The organism is Streptomyces sp. NRRL S-646 (assembly GCF_000720765.1).
Classification (GTDB): domain Bacteria; phylum Actinomycetota; class Actinomycetes; order Streptomycetales; family Streptomycetaceae; genus Streptomyces.
In genome coordinates, this window is the sequence record NZ_JODC01000016.1 from 54,054 (window position 1) to 78,075 (window position 24,022).

The 24,022-nt window shown below is 69.1% G+C and carries 23 protein-coding genes and 3 pseudogenes; 12 read left to right on the forward strand and 14 right to left on the reverse strand.

The window, feature by feature from the left end; genetic code table 11:
* Positions 1-96: 96 nt before the first annotated feature.
* Together IH68_RS0136885 and IH68_RS0136890 are read left to right on the forward strand one after the other, a co-directional pair.
* Entirely contained in the window at positions 97-1,596 is a 1,500-nt protein-coding gene (locus IH68_RS0136885) for an MFS transporter (protein ID WP_030944288.1), read from the forward strand.
* 94 nt (positions 1,597-1,690) lie between these two features.
* Positions 1,691-2,026 carry a hypothetical protein gene (locus IH68_RS0136890; protein ID WP_030944291.1) on the forward strand — a complete coding sequence of 112 codons (336 nt, stop codon included), beginning with the start codon at positions 1,691-1,693 and terminating at the stop codon, positions 2,024-2,026.
* Positions 2,027-2,630: 604 nt separating this feature from the next.
* Here the strand turns inward: IH68_RS0136890 and IH68_RS59915 are convergent.
* The 9 genes and pseudogenes from IH68_RS59915 to IH68_RS0136940 all read right to left on the reverse strand — a co-directional run bounded on the left by IH68_RS59915 (position 2,631) and on the right by IH68_RS0136940 (position 9,603).
* Positions 2,631-3,176 (reverse strand): hypothetical protein, encoded by a 546-nt coding sequence (locus tag IH68_RS59915; RefSeq protein WP_420719025.1) that lies wholly within the window; start codon positions 3,174-3,176, stop codon positions 2,631-2,633.
* Between the two features lie 198 nt (positions 3,177-3,374).
* Positions 3,375-3,893, reverse strand: a complete 519-nt coding sequence (locus IH68_RS0136905) for a cupin domain-containing protein (protein ID WP_030944297.1) — start codon at positions 3,891-3,893, stop codon at positions 3,375-3,377.
* Positions 3,894-4,043: 150 nt separating this feature from the next.
* Positions 4,044-4,169, reverse strand: a pseudogene (locus IH68_RS59920) (IS630 family transposase); the annotation flags it as partial.
* A gap of 166 nt (positions 4,170-4,335) precedes the next feature.
* A complete protein-coding gene (locus IH68_RS0136915; RefSeq protein WP_030944301.1) occupies positions 4,336-4,521 on the reverse strand; it encodes a hypothetical protein in 186 nt (61 codons plus the stop codon).
* 305 nt (positions 4,522-4,826) lie between these two features.
* A complete protein-coding gene (locus IH68_RS56640) occupies positions 4,827-5,171 on the reverse strand; it encodes a hypothetical protein (protein WP_159403782.1) in 345 nt (114 codons plus the stop codon).
* 690 nt (positions 5,172-5,861) lie between these two features.
* A complete protein-coding gene (locus tag IH68_RS0136925; RefSeq protein WP_030944307.1) occupies positions 5,862-7,067 on the reverse strand; it encodes a permease in 1,206 nt (401 codons plus the stop codon).
* 111 nt (positions 7,068-7,178) lie between these two features.
* Positions 7,179-8,105, reverse strand: coding sequence for a hypothetical protein (locus IH68_RS0136930; protein ID WP_030944312.1), 927 nt, complete (start codon positions 8,103-8,105; stop codon positions 7,179-7,181).
* Positions 8,106-8,207: 102 nt separating this feature from the next.
* Positions 8,208-8,645 (reverse strand): hypothetical protein, encoded by a 438-nt coding sequence (locus IH68_RS0136935; RefSeq protein ID WP_234341717.1) that lies wholly within the window; start codon positions 8,643-8,645, stop codon positions 8,208-8,210.
* A 259-nt stretch (positions 8,646-8,904) separates the two neighbouring features.
* A complete protein-coding gene (locus IH68_RS0136940; protein ID WP_078912774.1) occupies positions 8,905-9,603 on the reverse strand; it encodes a TetR/AcrR family transcriptional regulator in 699 nt (232 codons plus the stop codon).
* 121 nt (positions 9,604-9,724) lie between these two features.
* On the opposite strand from IH68_RS0136940, the gene IH68_RS50505 reads away from it, so the two are divergent.
* From IH68_RS50505 to IH68_RS51990, 3 genes are all read left to right on the forward strand, one after another.
* Positions 9,725-10,216 (forward strand): class I SAM-dependent methyltransferase, encoded by a 492-nt coding sequence (locus IH68_RS50505; RefSeq protein WP_234341718.1) that lies wholly within the window; start codon positions 9,725-9,727, stop codon positions 10,214-10,216.
* A gap of 25 nt (positions 10,217-10,241) precedes the next feature.
* Positions 10,242-10,388: a hypothetical protein gene (locus tag IH68_RS58510; protein ID WP_234341719.1), complete on the forward strand. Its 147-nt coding sequence runs from the start codon at positions 10,242-10,244 to the stop codon at positions 10,386-10,388.
* A gap of 86 nt (positions 10,389-10,474) precedes the next feature.
* A complete protein-coding gene (locus IH68_RS51990) occupies positions 10,475-11,188 on the forward strand; it encodes a DUF2218 domain-containing protein (RefSeq protein WP_051833915.1) in 714 nt (237 codons plus the stop codon).
* A gap of 24 nt (positions 11,189-11,212) precedes the next feature.
* On the opposite strand, the gene IH68_RS0136955 is transcribed toward IH68_RS51990, so the two are convergent.
* Positions 11,213-12,463: an MFS transporter gene (locus tag IH68_RS0136955; protein WP_030944323.1), complete on the reverse strand. Its 1,251-nt coding sequence runs from the start codon at positions 12,461-12,463 to the stop codon at positions 11,213-11,215.
* Positions 12,460-13,599, reverse strand: coding sequence for a PLP-dependent cysteine synthase family protein (locus IH68_RS0136960; protein ID WP_030944325.1), 1,140 nt, complete (start codon positions 13,597-13,599; stop codon positions 12,460-12,462). Before IH68_RS0136960 ends, IH68_RS0136955 begins: the two co-directional genes overlap by 4 nt.
* Before the next feature lie 1,034 nt (positions 13,600-14,633).
* On the opposite strand from IH68_RS0136960, the gene IH68_RS0136970 reads away from it, so the two are divergent.
* Both IH68_RS0136970 and IH68_RS0136975 read left to right on the forward strand, forming a co-directional pair.
* On the forward strand, positions 14,634-15,272 hold the full coding sequence (locus IH68_RS0136970; protein WP_030944328.1) for a dihydrofolate reductase family protein: 639 nt from the start codon (positions 14,634-14,636) through the stop codon (positions 15,270-15,272).
* A 518-nt stretch (positions 15,273-15,790) separates the two neighbouring features.
* Complete coding sequence (locus IH68_RS0136975; RefSeq protein WP_037885836.1) at positions 15,791-16,369, forward strand: GNAT family N-acetyltransferase; 579 nt, start codon at positions 15,791-15,793, stop codon at positions 16,367-16,369.
* A 187-nt stretch (positions 16,370-16,556) separates the two neighbouring features.
* Here the strand turns inward: IH68_RS0136975 and IH68_RS0136980 are convergent, their stop codons facing one another.
* Positions 16,557-17,234, reverse strand: coding sequence for an HdeD family acid-resistance protein (locus tag IH68_RS0136980; protein ID WP_030944332.1), 678 nt, complete (start codon positions 17,232-17,234; stop codon positions 16,557-16,559).
* 387 nt (positions 17,235-17,621) lie between these two features.
* On the opposite strand from IH68_RS0136980, the gene IH68_RS0136985 reads away from it, so the two are divergent.
* The 3 genes from IH68_RS0136985 (at position 17,622) to IH68_RS53965 (ending at position 21,072) form a co-directional block, all read left to right on the forward strand.
* Positions 17,622-18,098 carry a DUF1003 domain-containing protein gene (locus IH68_RS0136985; protein ID WP_030944335.1) on the forward strand — a complete coding sequence of 159 codons (477 nt, stop codon included), beginning with the start codon at positions 17,622-17,624 and terminating at the stop codon, positions 18,096-18,098.
* A gap of 130 nt (positions 18,099-18,228) precedes the next feature.
* Positions 18,229-20,733 (forward strand): lysylphosphatidylglycerol synthase transmembrane domain-containing protein, encoded by a 2,505-nt coding sequence (locus tag IH68_RS0136990; RefSeq protein WP_030944339.1) that lies wholly within the window; start codon positions 18,229-18,231, stop codon positions 20,731-20,733.
* Between the two features lie 3 nt (positions 20,734-20,736).
* Positions 20,737-21,072: a LysR substrate-binding domain-containing protein gene (locus IH68_RS53965; RefSeq protein ID WP_267883769.1), complete on the forward strand. Its 336-nt coding sequence runs from the start codon at positions 20,737-20,739 to the stop codon at positions 21,070-21,072.
* 206 nt (positions 21,073-21,278) lie between these two features.
* Here IH68_RS53965 and IH68_RS0137000 read toward each other — a convergent pair whose 3' ends face one another.
* Positions 21,279-22,034 carry a class I SAM-dependent methyltransferase gene (locus IH68_RS0137000; RefSeq protein WP_030944342.1) on the reverse strand — a complete coding sequence of 252 codons (756 nt, stop codon included), beginning with the start codon at positions 22,032-22,034 and terminating at the stop codon, positions 21,279-21,281.
* Between the two features lie 133 nt (positions 22,035-22,167).
* Between IH68_RS0137000 and IH68_RS55655 the strand changes: the two are divergent.
* Positions 22,168-22,269 (forward strand): annotated as a pseudogene (locus tag IH68_RS55655) (IS5/IS1182 family transposase); the annotation flags it as partial.
* A gap of 194 nt (positions 22,270-22,463) precedes the next feature.
* Positions 22,464-22,601, forward strand: a pseudogene (locus tag IH68_RS58515) (transposase); the annotation flags it as partial.
* Positions 22,602-22,735: 134 nt separating this feature from the next.
* On the opposite strand, the gene IH68_RS0137010 reads toward IH68_RS58515, so the two are convergent.
* Positions 22,736-23,938 (reverse strand): L,D-transpeptidase, encoded by a 1,203-nt coding sequence (locus IH68_RS0137010; protein ID WP_030944348.1) that lies wholly within the window; start codon positions 23,936-23,938, stop codon positions 22,736-22,738.
* Positions 23,939-24,022: the final 84 nt, after the last annotated feature.

Below are 24,022 nucleotides of genomic sequence, written 5' to 3' on the forward strand. Positions count from 1 at the left end.
ATCTCAGCCCATCACCCACCCCCTCACCTTCACCAGTGAGGCGGCCAATCAGTTTCCAGACGGCTTTCAGTCATGCCCACCAAGCAAGGGAAGAAAATGAGTACCAGCATCGACCGCGGGGCGCCCGCCCCCGGAAAGAGAGACTCGGGCCTTCGCGGCTCACATGCCGTGCGCTGGTGGGTGCTGGTCGTCATCGGCATGGCACAGCTCATGGTCATGCTCGACGCGACCGTCGTGAACATCGCGCTGCCCGAGGCGCAGCAAAACCTCGGCTTCAGCGACGGCAGCCGGCAGTGGGTCATCACGGGTTACGCGCTGGCGTTCGGCAGCCTGCTGCTGCTCGGCGGCCGACTCGGTGACCTGCTGGGCCGACGTACCCTCTTCGTGATCGGCCTGGCAGGTTTCGGGGTCGCGTCCGTCGTCGGCGGCTCGGCCGGCAGCTTCGAGATCCTCGTCGCGGCACGTGTGGCCCAGGGCCTGTTCGCCGCGGTGCTCGCGCCCGCGGCGCTCTCCCTGCTCAGCGTGACCTTCACCGAACCGTCCGAAAGGGCGAAGGCCTTCGGTATCTTCAGTGCGTTGGGTGGTGCGGGCGGCGCGATCGGGCTGCTGGTCGGCGGCATGCTCACCGAATGGGCGTCGTGGCGCTGGGTGATGTACGTGAACGTCGCCTTCGCGGTCCCCGCCCTGATCGGTGCGTTGCTGCTGCTGGCCAAGCCCGCGATCACCCAGAAGCCCAAACTCGACATTCCGGGCATCGTCGTGGTGAGCGCCGCGCTGTTCGCCGTCGTCTACGGGTTCGCGCACGTCGAGTCCACCAGCTGGACCGACCCGGTCGCCCTCGGCTCCATGATCGTCGGCGCGGTGCTGCTCGTGGTGTTCGTATGGCTGGAGTCCAGGGTCGCGCATCCGCTGCTGCCGCTGCGCCTCGTGCTGGACCGGACCCGCGGTGGTTCGTTCATAGCGGTGTTCGTCCTGGGCATGGGGATGTTCTCGATCTTCCTGTTCCTGACCTACTACTTCGCGGCCAGCCTCGGCTACTCGCCGATCAGGACCGGTCTGGCATTCCTGCCGATGGTCGCTGCCGTCGTCGCTTCGTCGACCACGATGTCTTCGCTGGTGCTGCCCAGGGTCGGCCCGAAGATCGTCGTCAGCGCCGGCTTCCTGGTCGCCGCAGCCGGTATGGCACTGCTGACCCGGCTCGAGCTGGACAGCGCCTACGCCACCCACATCATGCCCGGCATGATCCTGCTGGGTCTCGGCATCGGCGCGGTGATGACCACCGCGTTCCAGGGGGCGACCTCAGGCATGCACCACGAGGACTCGGGCGTCGCCTCGGCGCTGATCAACACCGGTCAGCAAATCGGCGGCTCCATCAGCACGGCACTGCTGACCACCGTCGCCTCGTCGGCCGCGACCGACTACCTGACTTCGCACAAGCCCAGCGCGCTGGCCGCGGCGCAGGCCGGGGTCGAGGGCTACACGGCCACCCTGGCTTGGGGCTCCGGGTTTTTCGTGGTCGGTGCGGTGATCGCGGCGTTCCTGATCCCGAATCGGGCTCTGGAGCCGTCCGAGGGCGAGCCCGTGATGGCCCACTGAACCTGGATCCACCCAAGTGATGCCCTGCCACCCTGCGATGACTGTTGTTCTCAGGACACGAATCAGCGCAGGAAAGCAGGGCATCACTTGGGTGGTGGACACGCCGTCACTGCGCGCCCGGCACTTCGAGAAGCAGCTGGGCTGGCAGGAGATGTTGGTCCCGGAGCTGCTGCGCACCGTACGCAATGCTCTCGAGCACCTCGTGGACGCCCAGTTCGTCGATGAACGAGCCGAATCACCGGCGTCGAACGGCCAGAAGGGCAGCGCCCTGCGTCGGCTCAATGGCCTGGACATCGCGCTCGGGGGCGAATCGGTGTTCGGACATATTGACCCCGCGGACGTGGAGGCCGCCGCGTTGCAGGTGGTCCGCGGCAGCGAACAGGACCTTGCGGACGAAGCCTTCGACCAGTACATCGCACTGCTCGACTGAGGAGCTGAGCTCCTCGACACCCCGGTGTGAGGGAGCCTAACCCGGTGCCCCGGCGGCGCGGGCTACGTCCGGCCGATGCTGCCCGCCGTCGCGGCCTCCCGCATATACGCAGCCGCAGTCCTCAACGAGTGGCTGTGAACAGCGCTTTCGCAACAGACCATAGCCATCTCGGACCTGTTCACCAGGGCTTTTAGAAGCAGCTCGAAAGGACTCGACACCCGGTGCGCCAGCATGGGCATGATGCGGACTGTCGCCGTGGGAGCGCGGTTCCCGATCGTCCCCGTTCCAGCCCAGGAGAGAGCGAGGAAGAGGCGGCGCATCTGGTGAATGATCTAATCACGAGGGGGAAAGATGAAGCGATCCCTGGTATTGACCACTGCATGTGTTCTGGCGACGCTGGGGGGTGTCAGCACCGCTCATGCTGACACTCAGAGCGTTCCATGCACTGACCACAACCGCCAGGCAGTGCTGAGTACTACGAATGCATTCTTTCTCTGCTTCGAGGGCACCGGAAATTCGTATGACTCGCGTATCGGCGGTGTCGTAAGCGTGTCGTCCGGGCCGTACACCGTTTCCATTGGCCAGTACGGCGCCGAAGACCCGATCATCGTGCCGCCGGGCACCACCAAGCGCCTCGACGGCCCACTCGACATTGACTTCGTGCAGCTGTTTTAAGGCGGAATTGGCGCATGCCCGACGCATGGGCGACGAGTTCGGCCGGCCGCCTCCGAGCCTTTGCCAGACGGACCAGGTCAGCGATCGGGATGTCGGCCGGCAGGTTGGACAGCAAGTAATCGGTCGGCGCCTCGGCATCGGCGGGCCACTCGATCAGCAGCCGGCAGTCGGGCAGGACCCCGTCCCACCAGCCCTGTTCGGCCGACGCAGCGGCCTTGATCGGACGCTCGGCGGCCTTGCCGGCCGGGCGGACGCGCAGGGCGGCGAAGCGGGAGCGTAACTCGCCGCGCGAGCCGTGCCGCCAGGTGACAGAGGTGAACGGCGTGGCACCGAGGCCGGCGGCCAGGGCTGCCAACGAGGGCGAGAGATCCCGGTAGCGGGACTGGAGCCAGCAGCCGACGGGCCCGTTGCGGGCCGGAGCGACGGGCTCAGCGTCGAAGGGGTGTGCGACGACATCGGCGCGGACGGCCAGCAACTAGGCAAGGCCGTGCCGGCCCGGCATTCCTTCACCGCCGAGTCTGTCAGGCACACGCGCAAGTCCAGCCCATTGCTGGTGTCGGGCTTCTCCAGCCGCACGAGCCTGACCGTGCCCGACGTCACGTGTTCGTGGCCGACCTCGGTCAACTTGGGAACATCAAGTGCCTACTTTCTGGCTGGTCAGCGGGGTGTGGGTTTACGCGCCCGGCGGCGGCGTCAGCCCGAACCGCGCGATGACGTCCGGCAGCCACTCCGGCTGGCCGAATTCGAGCCCGTACTTGGCCACGAGTGCCGGGATCGCGTCCGCGGACGGCGGCGGGCCGTCGGCGAGCATCTCGGCCATCTCGCGGAAGCAGTTCTCGAAGCCGGCCGGGCTGATGATCTCGATCATGCGGGCAGGGATCGAGCCGGCGTTCCACATGGCGTGCAGCTCGCCGCGCGGCTTGGTGATGTAGCCGCCGGGGCCCAGCACGGCTTCGCGGTCGCCTGAGCGGAAGCCGATCTCCCCTTCGGTGACGATCGAGTACTCGTCCTCGCGGGTGTGCAGGTGCGGCGGCACCAGCGCGCCGACCGGGAACGGGTGCTCGACGACCGACAAGGCGCCGTTGGTATCGGCACCCCAGAGCTTGAAGACCACCCCGATGGAACCGAGGAAGCCCTCGGCACCCTCGCCGGGGCGGACGACCGTGAGCGGAGGGACCAGTTCCTCGGTCATGGCGATCACTCCTCTGATCGTTTTCGAGAGACACTGGTGTCCTGCTAAGAGTGTCCACCCCGGACTTCCCGGGTCGCATCTTGGCAACCTCGACGATGCACGCCTCGTCGGCCTCGATGATCCGCCGCGGTCGGCCGCAGGACCACCGCGCCTCCAACGCGCCGGGCCCCGGTCGTTGAACGCGTGGATCACATCGCGGACGGTGTCCGGATCGGCGGCGACCAGCGCGGCGATCGCCTCGTTAGTGTTGCCCGAGGACGACGCGAGGATCATCATCGCCCTACGGACCGTGATCGTGCCGTGCCGCCCCCGCCGCACGATCCGCAGCAGGGTGCGGCCCTCCTCGTCCGTCAGCCGACGGTGAGGGGGATTCTTGAAAATGGCTCTGACCGGAGTTTCGTGAAAGGCCGGATCAGGACGGTGCCCTGGCACTTCGGGGTTGTCATTCGCGCTCGCGGACTCTCGCGAGTGTGGAGACCATGATCTGGGCTTCGGTGGGCTGATCCGCGAGCCGTCCTGCTTCGAGGATCGCCTCGTCCGTCATCCGCGCGCCAACCTGGTGGGCTCGGTGAACGGCGCCGACGTTCAACTGCGCGGTCAGCACGAGGAGCCAGCGCATGGCCTGCACGGGGTCGGCTTCCGTACCGACGGTCCCAGTACCAGTCGGCCGCGACATCCGCCGCGCCAGCGTGGCCGTTCTCGGCTGCCCGCACGTACCAGCTCAAGGCTTCCTCGTTGCGTCTGTCGGCCGCCAACTCGTCCCCCAAGAGGGCGGCAGCCTTCGTGATGCCCCCGTCGGCGGCCTGGGTCAGCAGTCGGAGGTACGCGTCGCGGTCAGCGCGACAGTCGCCTTTTCCCTGGGTGACCGCAGCATTGAAGGCCCCGTAGGCGTCCCCTTTCGCGGCTGCCGCACGAAACAGTTCCAGGGCCTCGTCACGGTCCTCCTCCACTCCCTTGCCTCGCACCAGCATGAAACCGAAGGTGCGAAGGCCGGCGGCGTGACCAGCGGCGGCCGCCGGTCTCGATGATGTTGCCGCCGAACGTGAGCCGGTCCATGATCGCCGCGCTGAGCGGCGATCGGTAAAGGTGTTCGTCCCGCCGCCGAACGACTCGTTCAAGGCGATGGCCACGGACCTTTTCCTGGGCCTTGCAGCCTCTGGCCGCGATGCCGACCGTCCCGAAGGCGGCGCTCACCTTCTCGACACCCACGTCGTCGATTCCCTCGAACACCAGCGTTTCCCAGGACGGTCCACCGATCTGCCGGACCGGCACCGTCACTGGAGACCGCTTCGGTCGACTGCCAGGTGCCGGGCAGGACTGCGGCGACGTCAGTCGCGGACACGTACAGCGGGCCGTCGCTGCCCAGCTGGTTGATCCACAGCAGTACACCGTCGTGCGCCAGGACGCGGGCGGTCTCGGTGGGGAACAGCAGCATGTCGATCGCGGCGATGACGGCGACGGAGGAGTCGGGCAGCGGCAGTGTGCCTGCGTCGGCCTGGACGCGCACCGGTGAGCGGCCGTGGGCCTGCTTGCAGCATTCGCAGCGACAGGTCCACGCTGATCACCTGCGGGAAGACGGTGTCCAGCAGGAGGGTGAACAGGCCGGTGCCGCAGCCGAGTTCGAGGCAGGGCCCCGTGGGCAGCGGTCCGCCGCGGGTGAGGGTGTCGCGCTGGGGGTCGTCGCGGCCCGTGGCGCGGGTGGTGTCCCAGTCGGTGGCGAGCAGGTCTAACTGCGCGGCGATGAACTGGGCGGTCTCGCCCGTCCAGGGCCACCGTCCGGCAGCCAGGTCCTGGGCGAAAGCCCGGAAGACGTCAGCGGTGCCTGGCGGCGGGATCGGCTTGCCGTCCGGGCTGGGCAGGACGCACGGCAGGCTGGCAGTCACAGCGCTACTCCAGCCTGTCGACGGCGGTTCACGGATCGGCCCATGGGCAGAACTGGCTCTCCACCCACGGGTGGAGAGCCACCCTTCAGTGGTGGTGCCCGCCCTGCGCGTCCCCTGCTTGTTGCCCGTGCTGCAGATGGCCGGTGTGATCGTGGCCGGTGTCGGGTGAGCCGCCCATCATGCGGAGCATGGACGGCCCGCCGGTGCGCAGGAAGCGCACCAGGAGCACTGCGGCCAGGAGGAGGAAGGCGATGTTGAGCCAGGTGGTGTAGTTCCAGCTCACGCCCTCCATGGGGATCTTCGCGTCGGCTTGGTCGGGGATCAGGCCGAGCCCGCCGAAGGCGAATTCGACGATGTACCCGGCGATGACCATTGCGAGGTAGAAGGTGCCGAGCAGGAAGGCGGCCGTCTTGGCGCCGTAGTACTTCCGGTAGATGTTGAGGATCGGCAGGATCAGCAGGTCGGCGAAGATGAATGCCACCACGCCGCCGAAGCTGATGCCGCCCTTCCACAGCACCACCGCCAGCGGCACGTTGCCGATGGAGCACACGAATGAGGCGATCGCTACCAGCGGGCCGACGATCGGGCCCCACAGCTTGGCGGCAAGGGGGTGACCGTCGAAGAAGAAGGTGCGCCAGAAGGAGTCGGGAACCCAGGCGGCGATGGCGCCGGCGATGAGCAGGCCGACGACCAGGTCGCGCAGGATCGCCGCCCACTCCATGACGAAGACGTGCGAGGTCGAGGTGAAACCTTCGCGGGAGAACAGGCGCCGGGCGAAGGAGCCCTCACGGTGAACGGACATGTCCATCGCGGCGTGCCCCTCCATCGACCCGGCCACTCCGTGTTCAGCCTGCTCGCGGGCGGTGCGCAGGAGTTTGTCACGCAGGGTGAGCCGGAAAAGGACCGCCAGCAGGACGATCATGATCGGGCCGCCGACGAATTCGGCGGCGGTGAACTGCCAGCCCATCAGCAGGGCGAGGATCACGCCGAGCTCGACGACCAGGTTGGTGGAAGCGATCTCGAAGGCCATCGCGGCGGTAAAGTTCGCGCCCTTTCGGAACAGCGAGCGGGCCAGCGCGACGGCCGCGTACGAGCAGGATGAGGACGCCGCGCCCAGGCCGGCGGCGATGGCGAGGGTGCGGGGCCGGTCATCGCCCAGGAGCGAGACCACGGTGGACTTGCGGACCACGGCCTGGACGACGGCAGACAGGGCGAAGCCCAGAATCAGGGCCCAGGTGATCTCCCACGTCATGGACCCGGCAATCGACAGTGCGTGCAGTACGGCGTGCATCTGTGAAGCCTTCCTCCATAGGGTGCGGCCCGTCGCCCGCAGCCTCCGTGGGTGCGCTTCCGTCGGGCCGGGGTGCGGGGCGCCGCCATGTGGGCGGCGCCCCGCCGGGGTTCAGCCGACGCGCAGGGTCAGGGCGGCGGTGTGAAGCTTGCCACCGGTCTGGAACTGCAGGAACAGCCGCCAGTTGCCGGAGGTGGGCAGCTCGGCGTGGAAGGACAGGTTCGGGCCGCCGTTTGCGCCGGTCACCTTGGTGGTCGGGTGGAGGTGGGCGAACGCGGCGTCGCCTTCGTGGAAGGCGGTCAGGTGGGCGTACGTGTCCAGGTAGGGCTCAAGGTCGGTGACGGGCTTGCCGTCCTTGGCGATCGAGACGGTCAGCGGGTGCGCCATGCCCGCCATGGGCTCGCCCTTGACGGTGACGGTGTACCCGTCGGCCTGCGTGCTGGTGCCCGGTGCGGGCAGCGGGGTCTTCACGGCGTTGCCGGGCACCGTGACGGTGCGGGAGAGCACGAAGTCGTCGCCCTTGCCCGTGCCGGTGTTCGGGGTGAAGGAGGCGAACATGCGCCAGGAGCCCGGGGTGAGGGTGGACAGGTCCGCACTCCAGGTGCCGTTGGCGGCCATGGTCGGGTGGACGTGCTGGAATCCGGTCAGGTCGGAGCGGATCGCGTAGAAGTGCATCCGCTTGGTCTGGTCGACCGCGAAGCCGGTGAGCGGCTTGCCGTCCGGGCCTGTCACCGTGAACCGGTACGCGGCCTGTTTGCCGGACGGCAGCGTGGTGTCCTTCGAGGTGAGGCGGTAGCCGTTCTGGCTGTCGGACAGTCCGTTGCCGGAAGCCATGTGGTCCATGCCGGGCATGTCACCCATCGAGGGCGACGCGCTGGACCGGGACGATGCGGAGGACTTGCTGCCGTGGTCCATGCCCGGCATGGACGAGGAGTCGCTGGAGGAACCGCAGGCGGCCAGGGTCAGCGCGAGAGCGGCCGTGACACCGGCCGCGGCGATGGCGCGGCGGCGCACAATGAGACGGGAAGAGAAGATCATCGAGGGGGATCTTTCCGGGTGGGCGCACCACACCGGTGGCGCGCGGAGAGGACAGGGCACGGTGCCGGTCCCGGCCGGTGGCCGGGTCTCGGCGCATGCCTGTCACGTCCGCGCGATGCACGCCTGGAGCAGGTGATCTCGTCCGCCGGTCGGCGGGCCGCGCAGCCCGCTCCCGCCCAGCGCCCCCAGCCGGGCCGGCGTCCATGCAGCCGGAACCGTGACGGCAGCCACGGCAAGGAGGCCGGGCGCCGACGGAGGGATCCGCTCGTGGGCCGGGGTCGCCACACACAGCACCCCGGGCATCCCGGCCGCCCCGGTGGCCTGGAGGGCCGGGCCTGGATGATGCATGGCGGGCGCGTGAGCCGTGGTCATCTGGGAGGCGGCGTGGCCGACGGGCATCGGCGCGGCTGCGAGCACGGCGCCGTGGCAGCCCTCGGCGGCACTCGCCGGAGAGCCGTGCATGAGGAACAGGCCGAACAGCACCGCGCACACCGCCGGCAGCCGGGCGATGCCCCGCCTGCCTGCACGTCCGCTGCCCACGTCCAGTCCCCTCTCTGCCTCACCATTCGGCGCGTCGCCCGCGCTCGTCCGCCTCACTATACCGGGGTGGGGTATCGAGTGCCTCGGGTGCATCGAGTCCGCAGCCGAGGACCTGACGGTGTGGTACCAGCCAAAGGGATCTTGAAGTCCTGACGGGCGCGTCGGCAGCCGGACAGGCTCCTCCCGGAGGAGGGGGCCGGTAGCCGCGGTCTGTGATCGCGAAGGACGTTCGGGAGTCAGGACCGGTTCTTGATTCCGCTCATTTGTCGCTCGGTTGACGAGTGTGGGCTGTGTGGCGCCGGGGGCTGTGCGGCGGGATGGACGATGAGCCGCCCGCCGCGGCGTCGCCTTGAGGAGGCTGGTCGGCTGCGGTGGTTCCGGGCGCCGGCGGCGAGGGGCGCAAGCCGGCCAGGGTGACCGCGACCAGGCGGTGGACGGCAGCCTTGGAGGGCAGGCTACCGGCGGCGCGCAGGGCGTGCAGGCAGTAGGTCGCGAGCTCGCCGGGGGCGACATCATCGCGGATGTCCGCGGCCTGCGCGGCCTCGGTGATGAGGTCACACACGAGGGCCTTCAGGTGCTGCTCGGCGCGGTCGACGTGCTCGCCCCGGTGCACCAGCGCCGCGAGTTCGGTGTGCTGGGGGCGCTCGTGGGTGATGTCCGCATAGGCGTGGAGGACGGCTTGGAGCTGTTCACCGGGGGTGCCTGCCTGGTCGCGGACGCGGGCGAGGTGTTCGAGGTGCGCGGTCACGTGGCGTTCGTGCCACGCGGCCAGGATCGACTCGACGTCCGGGAAGTACTTGTACAGCGTCGCCCGGCCGATGCCGGTCTCCTTCGCGATCTGCGACATCGTCACGGACGCCAGTCCGTGCTCGGCCACCAGCGCCGCGGTGGTCTCCAAAGTCGCCTCGCGGACCGTGCGGCGGTGCTCGGCGATCGTCTCGTTCCACAGCTTCGGCACCTATGTAGCGTACGCGATGACGATGCCAAGACACTCTGGATTGACAGAGACAGACTGTCTCGATAAAGCTGGGGGCGTCGGGGCGATCCTGCCTTCCACGCGACGGAGAGGAGTGCTGCTCATGGCACAGCCCGTTGACGAGCCGACTGCAGATCCCGAGGCCCCCGGCCACCAGGGTGCGGCCGACGCCGGTTTCCGGCACGAGGAGCTGTACGCGAGCCCTCCGCCGTGGGACACAGGTCGCCCCCAACCCGCCTTCCTCGCCCTCGCCGACGCGGGCCTCCTGCATGGCCGGGTGCTGGACGTGGGCTGCGGCACCGGCGAGCACACGCTCATGGCCGCGCGACTCGGCCTGGAGGCCACTGGCATCGACCTCGCCGCCAACGCCCTGGACCGTGCGGCGAAGAAGGCGGAAGAACGCGGCCTGATGGCGCGGTTCCTGCGCCACGAGGCCCGGCACCTGGCCGACCTCGGCGAGCGGTTCGATGTCGTCCTGGACTCCCTGGTCTTCCACGGCTTCCGCGGCTTCCCCGGTGAGGAGCGTGCGGTCTACGTGGAGAGCCTGCGCGCCGCGGTGAAGCCCCCGCGGGCACGTCATGCTCGGCTTCCGTGACGAGCCGCCGACCCCATCCGGGCCGGTGCACCGACTGACAGCAGACGAGATCGGCACTGCGTTCGCCGACGAGTGGCGGGTCGACGCCATCGAACCCATCACGATCGATACCGCCGTACCTGCCTATGCCGAGGGCATCCGCGGCTGGCGCACCGCCCTCACCAGGAACTGAAAACCACCGCAGGACGGGCCCACACCCGTGCGCGAAACCTGTCGGCGCCCGCACCGACGGCGCCCTGCGGTCCAGAAAGGAAGGTCATGCCGACCGCCGAAGCCCACATTCCCACCGAGCGTGCCAGCCGGTATCTCCTGCAATTCTGCCGTCACCTCGGCCAGATGAGCCGCATGCGTCACCAACCGCCTACCCGCCACGGCGATGGTGAGACGCCGCCGGCGGTGCAGCATGTCGATCACTCCGACACGCGTGGCGTGATCCACTTCGATGAAGGCCGGTTCACCCTGCAGGCCACGTCGGACACGCTGAGCCTGCGTATCGACGCCGACAACGAGGACACGCTGCAGCGACTCCAGAACGGCATCACCGCACGCCTTGAGAAGATCGGCCGACGTGACCAGCTGACGGTGGCCTGGCAGCGGCACCCAACGCCGCCAGGCCCACCCGACGAAACTGCCGGCCCGGCCTCCGCTCCCGCAACCGGGACCGCAAAGCGCCAAAGCCACGGCAGGACCATAGGACTGATGGCGGTCGTCGTCGTGGTCGTCGCCGTGCACCTGTGGCTGGGTGGAGCCGCACTGGCCGCGTCGACGTGGACCGGATGGGCCGTCAACGCAGTCGTGGCGATCATCCTGCTGAAGGTCGTGTTCGTGGCCGTCCACGTTGCTCTGGGCCGCTTCGCCATCCGTCGTGGCAAGTCGCTGCGGCCCCGATGGCTGTTGCGGCACTCCTCACGGAAACCCATACCCCTGACTCCACAAACGGCCGAGGTCGCACCGGGCAAGGAGCACACCTGACCGTTCTGGACATCCCTGCTCCCATTACGTCGGGACAGGCTCGACCCGGCGAGCGGTGAGGTGTCCGTTCTGGGCGAGTGCGGCGACGGAGACAGCGCAGGCCAGTCCGGTGGCCGTCAGCGCCGCCCAGGCCAGCCAGAGGACGTCGTGCTGCAGGGCGAAGTCCCACAGAGCGCCGGTGACGAGGTTGCCGAGGGCGATGCCCAGGCCGGAGACGGTGTTGTAGAGGCCGTAGTGCGTGGCGACGAGGCGGTCGCCGGACAAGGTGACGACGGTGTCCATCTCCAGCGGGTAGACCACGGTGGATCCTGCCGCGAGCAGAACCACCGCCGCCAGCAAAGAGGCAAGCACCGCGAGGGACGAGCTGCGGGGGGTGAGGGCGAGTGGAACGAACGCGAGCCCCATCGCGGCCAGTCCGCGCACCAGCGCCTGTTCGGAGCGCCATCGCCCCATCGCCCATCCGGTGAGGCGCAGCTGCCCGGCGACGGCGACCGCGGCCGAGACGACGAAGAGCCCGCTGGTCACCAGCGTGCCGCTTGCCCCGAGGGAGTCGGAGGCGGCCAGGGGCAGGGCGAGATAGAGCTGGAAGGACAGCACGTACGAGCCGATCATCGCGACGGCGAAGAGCAGGAAGGGCCGGTTGGACACGACCGTGCGCCATTGCGACAGCACACCGCATTGCGCGGTGTCGGCCGCGTGGCCGTCGCCGGTGGGCAGGGCTCGCCACTGCAGCAGCGTGAGCACGGCGAAGATGGCGGCGGCGACCGTGCACACCAGGCGGAAGTCGGTCTTCAGCAGAGCGAGTCCGACGAGGGGACCGAGCAGCATACCGGCCTGGTAGTAGACGTTGAAGGCCGCGAAGGCATCGACGCGTCGTTCTCCCGCCTGGGCAGCCAGGTAGGCGCGTACGGCGGGGTTGAAGAGGGCGCCGGCGAAGCCGGTGGCGGCGGACGCGGCGACGAGGGCGGGCAGGTTGTCGACCCAGCCCAGCAGGCCGAAGCCGACCGTGCGCAGGAGGCAGCCGACCATGATGGGCCTCTTGTAGCCGAGGCGGTCGGCGAGGGTGCCACCGATGAGGAAAAGGCCCTGTTGGGAGAGGTTGCGCACCCCCAGCACCAGACCCACCGCCCAGGCGGCGAGACCGAGTTCGTGGGAGAGATGGGCCGCGAGGTAGGGCATCAGCATGTAGAAGCCCAAGTTGATGCCGAACTGATTGACCATCAACAGCCGGGCGGCGGGCGGGAAGGAGCAGGTCTGCTGCCATAGGCGCTTCATCGGGAGGCTCCCGTCGGCTTCGCCAGGCCGCCCGGAGCGAGCGGGTCGATGACACGGCTGCAGCGTGTCCAGCGGGTGACGGTTCGTTCGCCGGGATGGGCGATCTCGTCGGGCTCGTCCGGGGGCAGGTGGTCCAGGAGACCGTGTGCGTGGCAGTACGTGTCGTCGAAGACCGTGCCGACGTAGCGCTGGGGGCCGTCCGGGAACACGGCGACGATCCGGGCCTCGGCGGGCAGGGCACAGGCCAGCCAGCGCGCGACCAGCGCGACGGCGCCGACGCTCCAGCCGCCGGTGGCGTAGTGGTCGCGAGCGAGGCGCCGCGCCGCCCAGACCGCTTCGGGAGCGGCGACCCAGTGGACCTCGTCGAAGAGTCCGTAGGCGACGTTGCGCGGGTGGATGCTGCTGCCCAGGCCGCGCATCAGGCGGGGCGCGGCAGGCTGACCGAAGATCGTCGACCCCGTCGTGTCGACCCCGACGACACGCATCCGGGGAAAGACGCCGCGCAGGACGGAGGCGATGCCGGCGGAGTGCCCGCCGGTGCCGACGGAGACCACGAGGGCGTCGATACGGCCCAGCTGCGCGGCCAGTTCGTGGGCAAGCGGAGCGTACGCAGCCACGTTGTCGGGGTTGTCGTACTGGTCCGGGTGCCAGGCGTCCGGATACGCGGCGAGGAGTTCCGCAACGCGGTGGCGCCTGGCCTGCTGCCAGCCTCCCGTGGGGTGCGGGACCTCGACCACGTCGAGTTCTGCTCCGTGGGCGCCGAGCAGGCCGCTCATCAGGGACTCCATGCCCGGATCGGTGACGACGGTGACCGGATGGCCGAAGGTGGCCCCGGCCAGGGCGAGACCGAGACCGAGGGTGCCGGAGGTGGACTCCACGATGCGGGCACCGGGCCGCAACTGCCCGCGCTCGCGGGCAGCATGCACCATGTACAGCGCCGCCCGGTCCTTGATGCCACCGGGGTTGTGTCCTTCGAGCTTGGCCCAGAAGCCGTGTCCGGCGGCGGTGAAGGGCTCCCCGATCCACAGGACGGGGGTGTCCCCGACGAGTCCTGCCGGGGTGCGCATCGGTCGTTTCACATAGCCCGGAAGCTCGAAAGCCGGGACAGGGGCAGGCGTGGGGGTGGGGTGATTCATGGCGTGCTTCTCCTCCGGCCGTTCAGCGCAAGGCTGCGGGCCATGGGATAGGGAGGCGGAGGTGATCGGCTGGCCGCGCCCAGAAGAAGGGCGGGGACGCGGCTGAGGGGCGATCAGGTCCGCAACACGCCCAAGCACGCCAGGGATCGGCCCATCGACAAGCCGTCGACCAGGACCTCCGATGACAGGTCGGGCCATGGCGCACGCGCGGAATCGTTCGTCACCCGGGTGACGGACGCAGCCTCGAACGCCGACGGCGCTGGGACGACAGTGTCACGTGATGCCAGGACGGTCGGCTCGTCTTCATGGCAGCAGTGCCGTTCCGAGTCATGATCGGAATCAGCATGCGCGATTGCGACGGCGACGGGGCCCGCCAGGAGAGTGTCGGCGACGGCCGGGGATGCCGGGCCGTGGGCGCAGCCCATGAGATGCAGCAAAGCGGCCAGGAGCACCAGGATCGCCGCACCGGTCCGAGAAACGGTGCGACTGCCACGGCGCACCGGACCAGTCCTCATGAACGCAAACAGTAACTCCACGATTGCTCATGGTTATGTTCCGTCGGGGCGTCGAGCGTGAGTGTGTCGCGCCCCTTGTTTAACGCTCAGTCAGATTCGGGTCGCGACCATGCTCAACCAGGCGGAGAGTGGAGCCAAGAGCAACCTTCCACGACGAAGTGGCAGGTCCTGCACCTGACCGGAAACCGAGATCGTCACACCCCAACCCGGCCGACCATCGCCGTCAACGCACTAGATGTGCTGTCGCATGAGGTTGGTGCCACGCCGACTGGCGCCCCCTGAGGTAACAGTCCCGGTGTGCGACGACGGCCCCTCCCCGGAGGACTGGGCAGGGCGGTCTTGACGGCGCGAGCCTGCTGCTCGTCGACGTCGCCCCGCCCGCGCCGCGTACTCGGTGCCGGCGCGCGGTGCTGAGCACCGGTATGGCACGCCGAAAGAACGTGGGCGGGGATGTCGATCCAGGCAGGCTCTGTTCGACGCAGGGGTGAGAGAAGGCCATCAACACGAGAGGCGAAGGCCATGCCCAAGGTCCGCGTACACAACGTCACGATCTCTCTCGACGGCTTCGTGGCCGGCGCGAACCAGCGGCTCGACGCCCCGTTCGGCGACGGTGTCGGCTGGGGTGACGATCTGCACAGTTGGTTCGTCTCCGCGACGGAGGATTCCGCCGCGGGCAAGACCGGAATCGATGTCGACTACTTCACCCGCGGCGATCAGAACATCGGCGCCACGATCATGGGGCGGAACATGTTCGGGCCGCAGCGCGGGCCGTGGGAGAACGAGTCCTGGCAGGGCTGGTGGGGCGACAACCCGCCCTACCACCACGACGTTTTCGTGCACACCCACCACTTGCGCCCGACGCTGGAGATGGCAGGCGGAACGACCTTCCACTTCACCGACGAGCCGTTGGAGACGGTGTTGCAGCGCGCGTTCGACGCCGCGGGCGGCAAAGACGTCCGGATCGGCGGCGGCGCGGCGGTCATCCAGCAGTATCTGCGGGCCAGGCTGATCGACGAGCTCCACCTGGTGATCGCGCCGATGCTCATCGGACGCGGGGAGCGGCTGCTCGACAATCTGGGCGACGGGATCGACGGCTACCGGGTGTCCGAGGTGGTCGGCTCGCCGACGGTCACGCACGCGGTGCTGGTCCGCCGCTGACGCGCGGGGTCAGGGTTCGCCGGGGTGGGTGTGCTGCCGCACCCGCCTCGGTGGTTCGTCGTCGTCTTGACCCTCGTCGCTGCGCGACGGGTAGTCGACTGCGGGTGTGCCAGGGCCGGGCCCCGTGTGGCGGTGGGGTCGGCCGTTCAGTCGGGGCGCTGGTGCCCGCACATCCGGCAGCGACTACCGCCTCACCTTCGACCAATGGAGATCGCGCCCAACAACATCAACAACACCCCGCCTGAAGCTGAAACGGCTGACCGAGCGCGGAATCCTGCTCGAGACCGAGCAAGGGTTGTTCAGCCAACCGCAGCCGTAGCCCCTCCGGGGGGCAGCAAGAACCAGCCTGCTCAGCCGAACCGAAAGGCCAATCGGGCATCACCTCAGGTGCCCCCCTCTGGGGGCGCTCGGTCGCGCCGATGAGCGGCCACGTCGTTCTGCCAGCCTGCCGAGAAAACCCGTTGCGAGTGACCCGCATCGGATGTCTGATTGATCGGCCACCGATCAGGGGAGGGAACATGACGACGTCGCTGCCCACCCCCTCGTTGCACACTGCTCGCCTTCGACTGCGTGCCTTCGAAGATACGGATGCGAACGACCTCTTCGCACTGCACAGCAGCGCCTACGTGCTGCGCTACTGGGACGCGGCACCGTGGAGCGAACGCGTGCGCGCCGAGAAGTTCATCACGGCTTGCCGGCGGATGGCACAGGAGGGGACCGGGGCGCGGCTGGCCGTAGATCGTGTCTCCGACGGGGCGTTCATCGGCTGGTGCAGCCTGAACAGGTGGAATCCGGACTACCGTAGCGCGTCGCTTGGCTACTGCTTCGACGATGCAGCGTGGGGCCACGGCTACGCGACTGAGGCCGCGCGCGCCCTGCTGCGGTGGGCATTCGACACGCTGGACCTAAATCGCGTCCAAGCTGAGACCGATACGCGCAACGTGGCTTCTTCCCGCGTGCTGGAGAAGCTCGGCTTCGTGCGTGAAGGGACGTTGCGGGAAGACTGCGTCGTCAACGGCGAGGTCTCTGACTCGTGGGTCTACGGGCTGATCAGGCGGGAGTGGCAGCCGTCGTCCGAGCCGGTTCCCACCCACTGAGTTCCGTCGCTCGGAACCCGGTATCGGCTAACCCTGAGCAACTGATCACTGCGTCTCATCCACACACAAAAGCGAACCGGACAAAGAGGTCGATCGCACGGCGGCGACAGCACGCGTGCGCGGCCCCGAGCGGTCACCGCCGGGGGCCGCGGGTTTGCGGGTGGCTGCGTCTACAGGGCCTTGCGCCTCAGTGCTGAGGATGCGGCTGAGAGCGGAAGAGAGGCCGCCGCTCGGTAGGTGTACCGGGAGCGAGGTGGCCGACTTCGATGCGCATCCTGATCGCGTGGAACACCTCGATCACCCCAAGCACGATGGCCATGATGGCCACGGTCAAGGTGAGTACGGCGATTGAGGTGAACGGCGAGACGATGAGCGCGATGCCGGCCAGCATGCCGAGGATTCCCGAGAACAGCATCCAGCCTCGCGCCGGCATGGCTGCATCGGAGGCCGCCGTGGCCGTCGTCATGATGCCCCGGAGGAGCCAGCCGAAGCCGATCCACAGAGCGAGTAGCAGAATCGACTCGAGGGTGCCCCTGAAACAGATCAGTCCGAGCACGAAGGAGAGCGCACCCGTGATGAAATGCAGGGCTCGAAGGTGCCCCGGAACGTGCGTGCCGAAGGCGGCGGCCAACTGGAAGACACCCGTGACCAGTAGATAGATGCCGAAAAGCACCCCGACGACCCGGAGCGTCTCTCCTGGCCACGCGAGGAAAACGACACCTAGGGCGATAGCAGCCAGGCCCGAGGTGAGCATAATCTGCCAGCCCATGTTCGCCAGCGTGCCCAGGAGTTCGGTCCCGGAGCCGCCCTGTGGCTCGGTGTCGCGCTGGGCACCGGTGGCCGATGGATCGGAGGGGGATGTCATGGCGCCTTCTCCTCCCAGAACAATGTGGTCGGATCGGTCCTCTCCATCGTCCTCCGCCTCGCCCTGTGCCGCCCGGCGGAGAAGAGGGTTGCTCGCTTGAAGTGACGGAACGGCTCCGTGACCGGTAAGGACCGGGCACCGGTATCAGATCAGGTGGGCTTTCTGCCCGAGGTCGACATGGACGGCGGCATAGGCACCCCGGCATCAGGTGGGGACGGCGGCTCCGCCGTGATGCGGGCCCGGCGTCGCCACCGAGGTCCATGTCTTCGATGCGGCGCAGCCGGACGCACCGACGCGATGCCGCTCATGCCGAGCTGTCGCGCAGTACCCGCCGCGCCGCCGTAACCTGACGGCGATTCCTCGTCGGACACCGGGCAGGGAGAGGCCATGGGCACTGCGCCGAAGCGGCCGGGCGTACGGATCGTCAACGAACAGGACGTTCTCGCGCGGATGCGCGGGACCCAGGACAAGATCGCGGACGCGATCACCGCCTTCTCCGGGACCATGACGTTCGTGTATCTGCACGCCGCCTGGTTCACGGTGTGGATCGTGTGCAACGAAGGGGTCTTCGGCGACGGGGCGATCTGGGACCCGTTCCCCTTCGGACTGCTCACCATGATCGTCAGTCTGGAGGCGATCTTCCTGTCCACTTTCGTCATGGTGAGCCAGAACCGTCAGGCTGCCCGCGAGAACGTCCGCGCCGACCTGGACTTCGAGACCAACGTGCGCTCCGAGGTGTGGTCCATCCACATGGGCCGCGCCCTCGGCGTCGACCCAGTGGAGGTCGAGCGGAGCGTGCAGCAGATGCTCGCAGAGAACCGCGCCCGCCTGGACGGCACCGCCCGGCCTCCCGCGGAAGCCTGAAGCCGCGGATCCGAGGGCGTCGTCGCCCTACAAGGATCGCCGCAGCGTGGAAGCATGGAGGCATCTCCGGTCGAGCCGGACCAGGGAGTGAGCGCATGGGTCGTTCTCGCACCTCAGCCGACGGCCGGACATGACCGACCACCGCGGCTCGCTGCCCTCCTCCGACATCGTGGGCACGCCGGAGGCCGGACCCGCGCCTGCCGTGGACACTCCCACGCCGCACTCTGTGCGGCGAGCGGCCGACCTGCTGCGCCTGCTGGTGTCGCTGGCCGCGCTCGGACTGACGGTGCTGCTGGCGGTCGCCACCCGTGACTTCGCCCGCAAGGCCCAGCAGGGCCTGCTCTCCGCGGCCACCGCGCTGTCGCCGGGTGTACGCGACGGTCTTGTCGGCACGGTCCAGGCGATCGCCATGCTCGCGCCGCTTGCCGCTCTGATCGTTCTCGTCGTACGACGGCGCATCGACGCGGTGCTGCGCGTGCTGCCCGCTGCCGCCCTCGGGGTGGCGATCGCCTGGACTCTCACCCGGCTCGCGCTGGCCGGCAGCCACCCCGAACTGTGGCCGGAGGTTTTGGTGGGCCGGGGCGGCCTGGTGCACGCGGGCTGGCCGTCGGCGGTGTACCTGGCGGCCTGCGCCTCGGCGGTCGTGGCCGCGGGACCTTGGCTGGCGCGCCCGTGGCGGCGGGCCCTGTGGGCCCTGACCGTCGGTTGTGCCGCAGTCGGCGTACTGGCCGCCTCCCTCGTCCCGCTGGACGCGCTCGGCGCCCTCGCCGTGGGCGGCACCGCGGGATCGGCCCTCCTGCTCATGGCCGGCGGCCCGTCCGACCGCCCGCCGGCCCAGGCCGTCACGGACGCGCTCGTGGCCTGCGGCATCCCGCTCGCCGCCCTGCATGAACTGCCCGCCGAGCGACAGCTCGCGGGCGAGGGGATGCTCTACGGCGCCGAGACCACCGAGCGCGCACGGCTCACCGTACGTGTCCTCGCCGCCGAGGACCGCAACCGCGACCTGTTCCACCGGCTTGCTCGGCGCCTGCTGCTGAAGCATCCCGCCGACCCGGGCGAGCAGACGGCACTCGCCGCTGCCGAGCACGAACTTCTCATGCTGGTTTTCGCAGGCCGCACCGGCGCCCGGGTCGCCGAACCCGTCATCGCCTATCCCGTGACCGGTTCGAGCGCGCTCCTGGTGACCGTCGGGCAGGACGACGTCGTCCCCGACGAGGAGTGGACCGACGGGCTGCTCGGCGAGGTGTGGACCTCGGTGGCCCGCCTGCAGGAGCACCGGCTGGCGCATCGGGCGCTGCGCCTCGAGCACATCGTGGTCGCCCCGGACGGCAGCCCGCGGCTGACCGCCTTCGCGCGGGCGCAGCTCAACGCGCCGCCCGAGATCCTCGGCGCCGATTTGGCCGAACTCCTCGCCACAACCGCCGTACGGATCGGCCCGGACCGCGCCACCGCGTGCGCGCTGGCCGGGCTCGGCCCGAAGACGCTGGCGACCGCGCTGCCGTATCTGCAGCCGCTCGCCCTGGTCGGCCCCGCGAGGCGCGAGGTGGCCCGATACGACCAGGCGCGCGCTCGCGAGGCCGCGAAGGGCGGCGCCCGGCGCCGCACTCTGCATCCCGGCGGCCGGCCGAACCTGATGCACGACCTCGCCGAGGAGGTACGCACGGCGTGCGACGCCCCGGCGGCCAAGCCGGCCCAGCTCGCCCGCTTCACCTGGAAGAGCGTCCTGGGTCTGCTGGGCGCGTTCCTGGTGCTCCACCTGGTGCTGCCGCAGCTCGCCAACGCCCCGGCCGCGCTCGGCGCGCTGCGCGACGCCGACTGGTGGTGGCTGCTCGCGGTCGTGCCCGTCACGTTCATCTCGCAGGCGTTCTCGACCTGTGTGCAGCTGGGCAGCGTCCCTGGGCGACTGCCCTTCGGGCCCACGTACCAGGTGCAGTTCGCGAGTTCATTCCTGAACCGGATCACTCCGGGCAACGTCGGCGGCATGGCGCTGAACCTGCGCTACTTGCAGAAGACGGGGATCGAGACCGGGGCGGCCACGGCCTCCATCGGGGTGCAGAGCCTGGCCGGGGCGGTCGCCAACACCGTGGTCGCCGCCGTGTTCTTCGCCGCGGCCGGACAGCACCACGGCGGGGTGCACCTGGACGTGCCGGCCGGCAAGTATGCCCTGCCCGTGATCGCGCTCGTACTGGCCACCGGAGGGCTGCTCGGCCTCACTCCGCCCGGCCGTCGCTTGCTGCGTGAGAAGGTTTGGCCGTTCCTGCGCGCGGCCGGCTCCACGCTGACCGGCATCGCCTCGGATCCCGCCAAGCTCGTCGTCGGCGTCGTCGGCGCGCTCGGTCTGCCGCTCGTCCAGATCGTCGGACTCGCGCTGAGCCTCCACGCGCTCGGCGGCCACCTTCCCTTCGTGCAGCTGGGCGCCGCCTACATGGCGGCCCGCCTGCTCGCCAATGCGGCTCCCGTCCCCGGCGGCCTCGGCGCCTTCGAGGCCGGCCTCATCGCCGCCCTGACCGCCCTCGGCGTCCCGGCCGGCCCTGCCACCTCCGCCGTGCTGGTCTACCGGCTGCTCACCTTCTGGCTGAACGTCCCACTGGGCGGCATCGCTCTGGGCTTCGTACAGCGGCGCGGCTACGTGTGAGTCATACCGGGACATGCGCCTCAGCGGTGGAACTCCGCACGGCTTTTCCGAGGTCGTGTTCGAGTTCGCCAAGCCTTTGGAGGCCACCCGCGGATCGCCTACGCCGCCCGCGAATGGCCCACTCGCCTCGGCCTTGTCGCCATCGGTCTCGGCATCGCCGTACTCCCCGAAGTGGTCGCGGCCTCGGTCCCCGCGGGAGTCCGCGTCGTCCAGGTCGACGACCCCGCCTGGCTCGGCCGAGCCGTCGTCGCCGTCACGGTCCGCGACCGCTCTCCCGAGGTGACGGCCACCGTGGGGGCACTGCGCAACGAGGCCGCACAGCTTCGCGCAGCGCCATAACGCCGCACCCGGCAAGGAAGATCCAGCTGTGATCAGTGGTGGGCGGTCGTGTGGGCGAGGGTCGTCACCCCGGATCTACCGCCGCCTGATCGACGAGCACTCCTCGTCCCAGGCATTGCGTTGACCACTTGAACCCGCACCGATGAGAGGGCGCAAGCGTCCTGCGAGCAACCGCGCGGTCCGGCCAGGGACTGAGAGTCCGGTGTTCATACCTTGCTCGCGACCACCATGTAGTTCTCGGCCTCAAGATCGAACGTGCTCAGTTCCGTCTGGAGTCCGACCCGGTGCAGCTCGACTTCGAGTTCCTCGTACCGGTAGGGCCAGCAGGACAGCAGTTCCGAGCGGACAAGAATTAACCCGGTCGCATCAACTTGCGCGATCGCAATCTCGATGTGGTGCTCCTCCTCCCAATGCGGCGCAATCTCCCAGCGGTAGACCACGACGGCATCGCGACCGTTCCGGCGGACGAGTCGGTCACTGATCTCCAGCCGGGAACCTCTGGCCCTCACGAGTTCCCAAGTGCGGGATGTGAGTACCAAGCGCCCGCCGGGGCGCAGAAGCCGTGACATCGACTCCAGAGCAGCACCCCTGCCTGTCGCGCCCGTGGCATGGTGAAGCGAGTTGCCAACGCAGAACACCATGTCGAACGTGTTGTCCTGGAAATGGTCGGGCAACTCTTCCCAGTTCGCCCGTACGGCCCGGACGGATGCCCCGAACTCCTCAGACAACTCTGCAGTCCGACGAACCATCGCCTCGCTGGCGTCAGTTGCGACAACCTGCATGCCACGACCGGCGAGGCCAACCGCCAACTGTCCGGTTCCGCACGAACAGTCGAGGACGTGAGCGTTCGACGGCAGGAGATTGAGGACGTCGTCGAACGACGCAGCGAACTCGGCTGGAGGCAACCTTGCATCCGAGATGAGCCATTCGTACACCTCGGCAAGCACGTCATAACCTGTCACAACCACTACCTTCGTCACGCGGCAGACTCACGGTAGGACGTCAGTCCATCAGCGGAGCAAGCCGGGCACCAATGGTTTTCGCAAGGATGGCTCTGACGGTGACCCAGACCGTGCCCCTTGCTACGGCTCGGACATGACGGAGGGGGAATGGCAGATTGTCCGGGCTTTGCTGCCCGTTCCGGCCTGGCTGGAAGGGCGGGGCGGCCGCCCGGAGGGGTATTGCCACCGGCAGATGATCCATGCAGTCCGCTATGTCGTGGACAACGGAGTCAAGTGGGCGATTCTGCCTGCGACTTCCCGCCGTTCAAACGGGTGCACGCCTTTGCCCGCCGCTGGCAGATCCAGGGCCTGCTCACCGAACTCCACGACCGGCTGCGTGACCGTGTTCGGCAGAAGGAGGGCCGCGCGGTGGACCCGAGCGCGGGGATCGTGGACTCGCAGTCACTGCGGGCGGGGGCGAACATCCCCCGCTCGACGTCCGGCTGGGACGGCGGGAAGAAAGTGGCCGGCCGCAAGCGGCACCTGGTGGTCGACTGCCTCGGCCTGGTCCTGGCGGTGATGGTGACCGCGGCGAGCGTGCAGGACCGGGACGCGGCCGTGACACTGCTCGAGCGGCTGCGCAGGCTGTCCGCAGCACCAACGCGTCAGTTGACATCTACGGAGGCACGCGTCACCGGCACAGGAGTTTGCCGGACCGCCTCTCAGCGCAGCGCGCTCCTGTGCTGCCACTCGGTCCACGAGAGGTTCCACGCGCCGAAGCCGTTGCCGGGCGCGACCACGCCCTTGGTGTCCTTGCCGGTGATCTCGAACGGGTCGCCCGGCCGCACCTGCCCGTAGAACCAGGCCGCGTTCGCGTCGCTCATTCCTATGCATCCGGAACTGTGGTTGGAATTGCCGAAGTAGCGGGCGTTCCACGGGGCGGCGTGCGCGTACATGCCCGACCAGGTCAGCCGCATCGAGTAGTCGACCATCTTGTTGTAGGCGTTGGCGAGGCCCACCGTCTCGGAGTTCATGTTGATCGTGCCCTCCTTGGCCATGAGCACGGCGGTGCCGCGCCAGGAGCGCTTGTCCCCGCCGGGCGTGCCGCCGGAGACCGGTATGCGCCGGACTGCCCCGCCGTCGCGGACGAGGGTGAGCTGGTGGCTGTCGAGGTCGACCTTGACGATCTGCCGGGCGCCGATGGTGAAGGTGGTGGTGTAGTCGCGTACGAACCAGCCGCCGTCCGCACCCGAGTCGGTGCCGTTCAACTCGGCGTTCAGCGCGACCTTGGTGCCGGGCTTCCAGTACGCCTTGGGCCGCCAGTCCACCCGGTCCCGGCCCGAGAAGTCGCGTATCCAGCCCCAGGAGCCCTCGGTGCCGTTCGAGGTGGTGATCCTGAGCTGCTTCTCGACCGCGGCCCGGTTCCTGACCGGGTTGTCGAAGACCAGGGAGATCGGCTGCGCGATGCCGACGGTGCTGTTGGCGCCCGGCCGCCAGTCGACCTTGTTGACCTTGGCCGCCGGAGCCGTGGTGAAGGCGGCTTTGGTGCTCTTGGTGATTCCGCCCTCGGTCCGGGTCGCCGCCGTCACCGCGTACGCCGCGCCGGGTACGGCCTTGCGGTCGGAGACCCACGACCGGCCGTCGACGGCGACCTTGCCGGCGAGCCGGTGGCCCTCGGCGTCGGCGACGGTCACCGAGGTGAGTCGGCCGCCCGCGGCCGTGACCCGCACAGGCTCGCCGGCCGGGACGCGTTCCCCGGTCGGCGTGACGGTGACCGTGACGGGGCGTTCGTCGGCGCTCGGCTTCACCTTGGTGTCCGGGGCGCCGGTGGCGCCGCTCGACGAGCAGGCGGCGAGCGGCGTCAGCAGGGCGGCCACGACGGCGGCCCGGACGTGGGCAGGGGCGAGTACACGGGTGCGGGACAACAGGGCCTCCGGGAAGGACGGGAAACGGGTGGGTGAGTCGGCGATGTCGTGACTCTAGAGCCGGAAAACCCGAGGTCATCCGCT

Bases quoted from the DNA above. Each gene is read 5' to 3' on its own strand.
- IH68_RS0136885 (WP_030944288.1), top strand. From the start codon at position 97: ATGAGTACCAGCATCGACCGCGGGGCGCCCGCCCCCGGAAAGAGAGAC.
- IH68_RS0136905 (WP_030944297.1), bottom strand. From the start codon at position 3,893: ATGACCGAGGAACTGGTCCCTCCGCTCACGGTCGTCCGCCCCGGCGAG.
- IH68_RS0136925 (WP_030944307.1), bottom strand. From the start codon at position 7,067: ATGCACGCCGTACTGCACGCACTGTCGATTGCCGGGTCCATGACGTGG.
- IH68_RS0136930 (WP_030944312.1), bottom strand. From the start codon at position 8,105: ATGATCTTCTCTTCCCGTCTCATTGTGCGCCGCCGCGCCATCGCCGCG.
- IH68_RS50505 (WP_234341718.1), top strand. From the start codon at position 9,725: ATGGCACAGCCCGTTGACGAGCCGACTGCAGATCCCGAGGCCCCCGGC.
- IH68_RS51990 (WP_051833915.1), top strand. From the start codon at position 10,475: ATGCCGACCGCCGAAGCCCACATTCCCACCGAGCGTGCCAGCCGGTAT.
- IH68_RS0136955 (WP_030944323.1), bottom strand. From the start codon at position 12,463: ATGAAGCGCCTATGGCAGCAGACCTGCTCCTTCCCGCCCGCCGCCCGG.
- IH68_RS0136960 (WP_030944325.1), bottom strand. From the start codon at position 13,599: ATGAATCACCCCACCCCCACGCCTGCCCCTGTCCCGGCTTTCGAGCTT.
- IH68_RS0136970 (WP_030944328.1), top strand. From the start codon at position 14,634: ATGCCCAAGGTCCGCGTACACAACGTCACGATCTCTCTCGACGGCTTC.
- IH68_RS0136975 (WP_037885836.1), top strand. From the start codon at position 15,791: ATGACGACGTCGCTGCCCACCCCCTCGTTGCACACTGCTCGCCTTCGA.
- IH68_RS0136980 (WP_030944332.1), bottom strand. From the start codon at position 17,234: ATGACATCCCCCTCCGATCCATCGGCCACCGGTGCCCAGCGCGACACC.
- IH68_RS0136985 (WP_030944335.1), top strand. From the start codon at position 17,622: ATGGGCACTGCGCCGAAGCGGCCGGGCGTACGGATCGTCAACGAACAG.
- IH68_RS0136990 (WP_030944339.1), top strand. From the start codon at position 18,229: ATGACCGACCACCGCGGCTCGCTGCCCTCCTCCGACATCGTGGGCACG.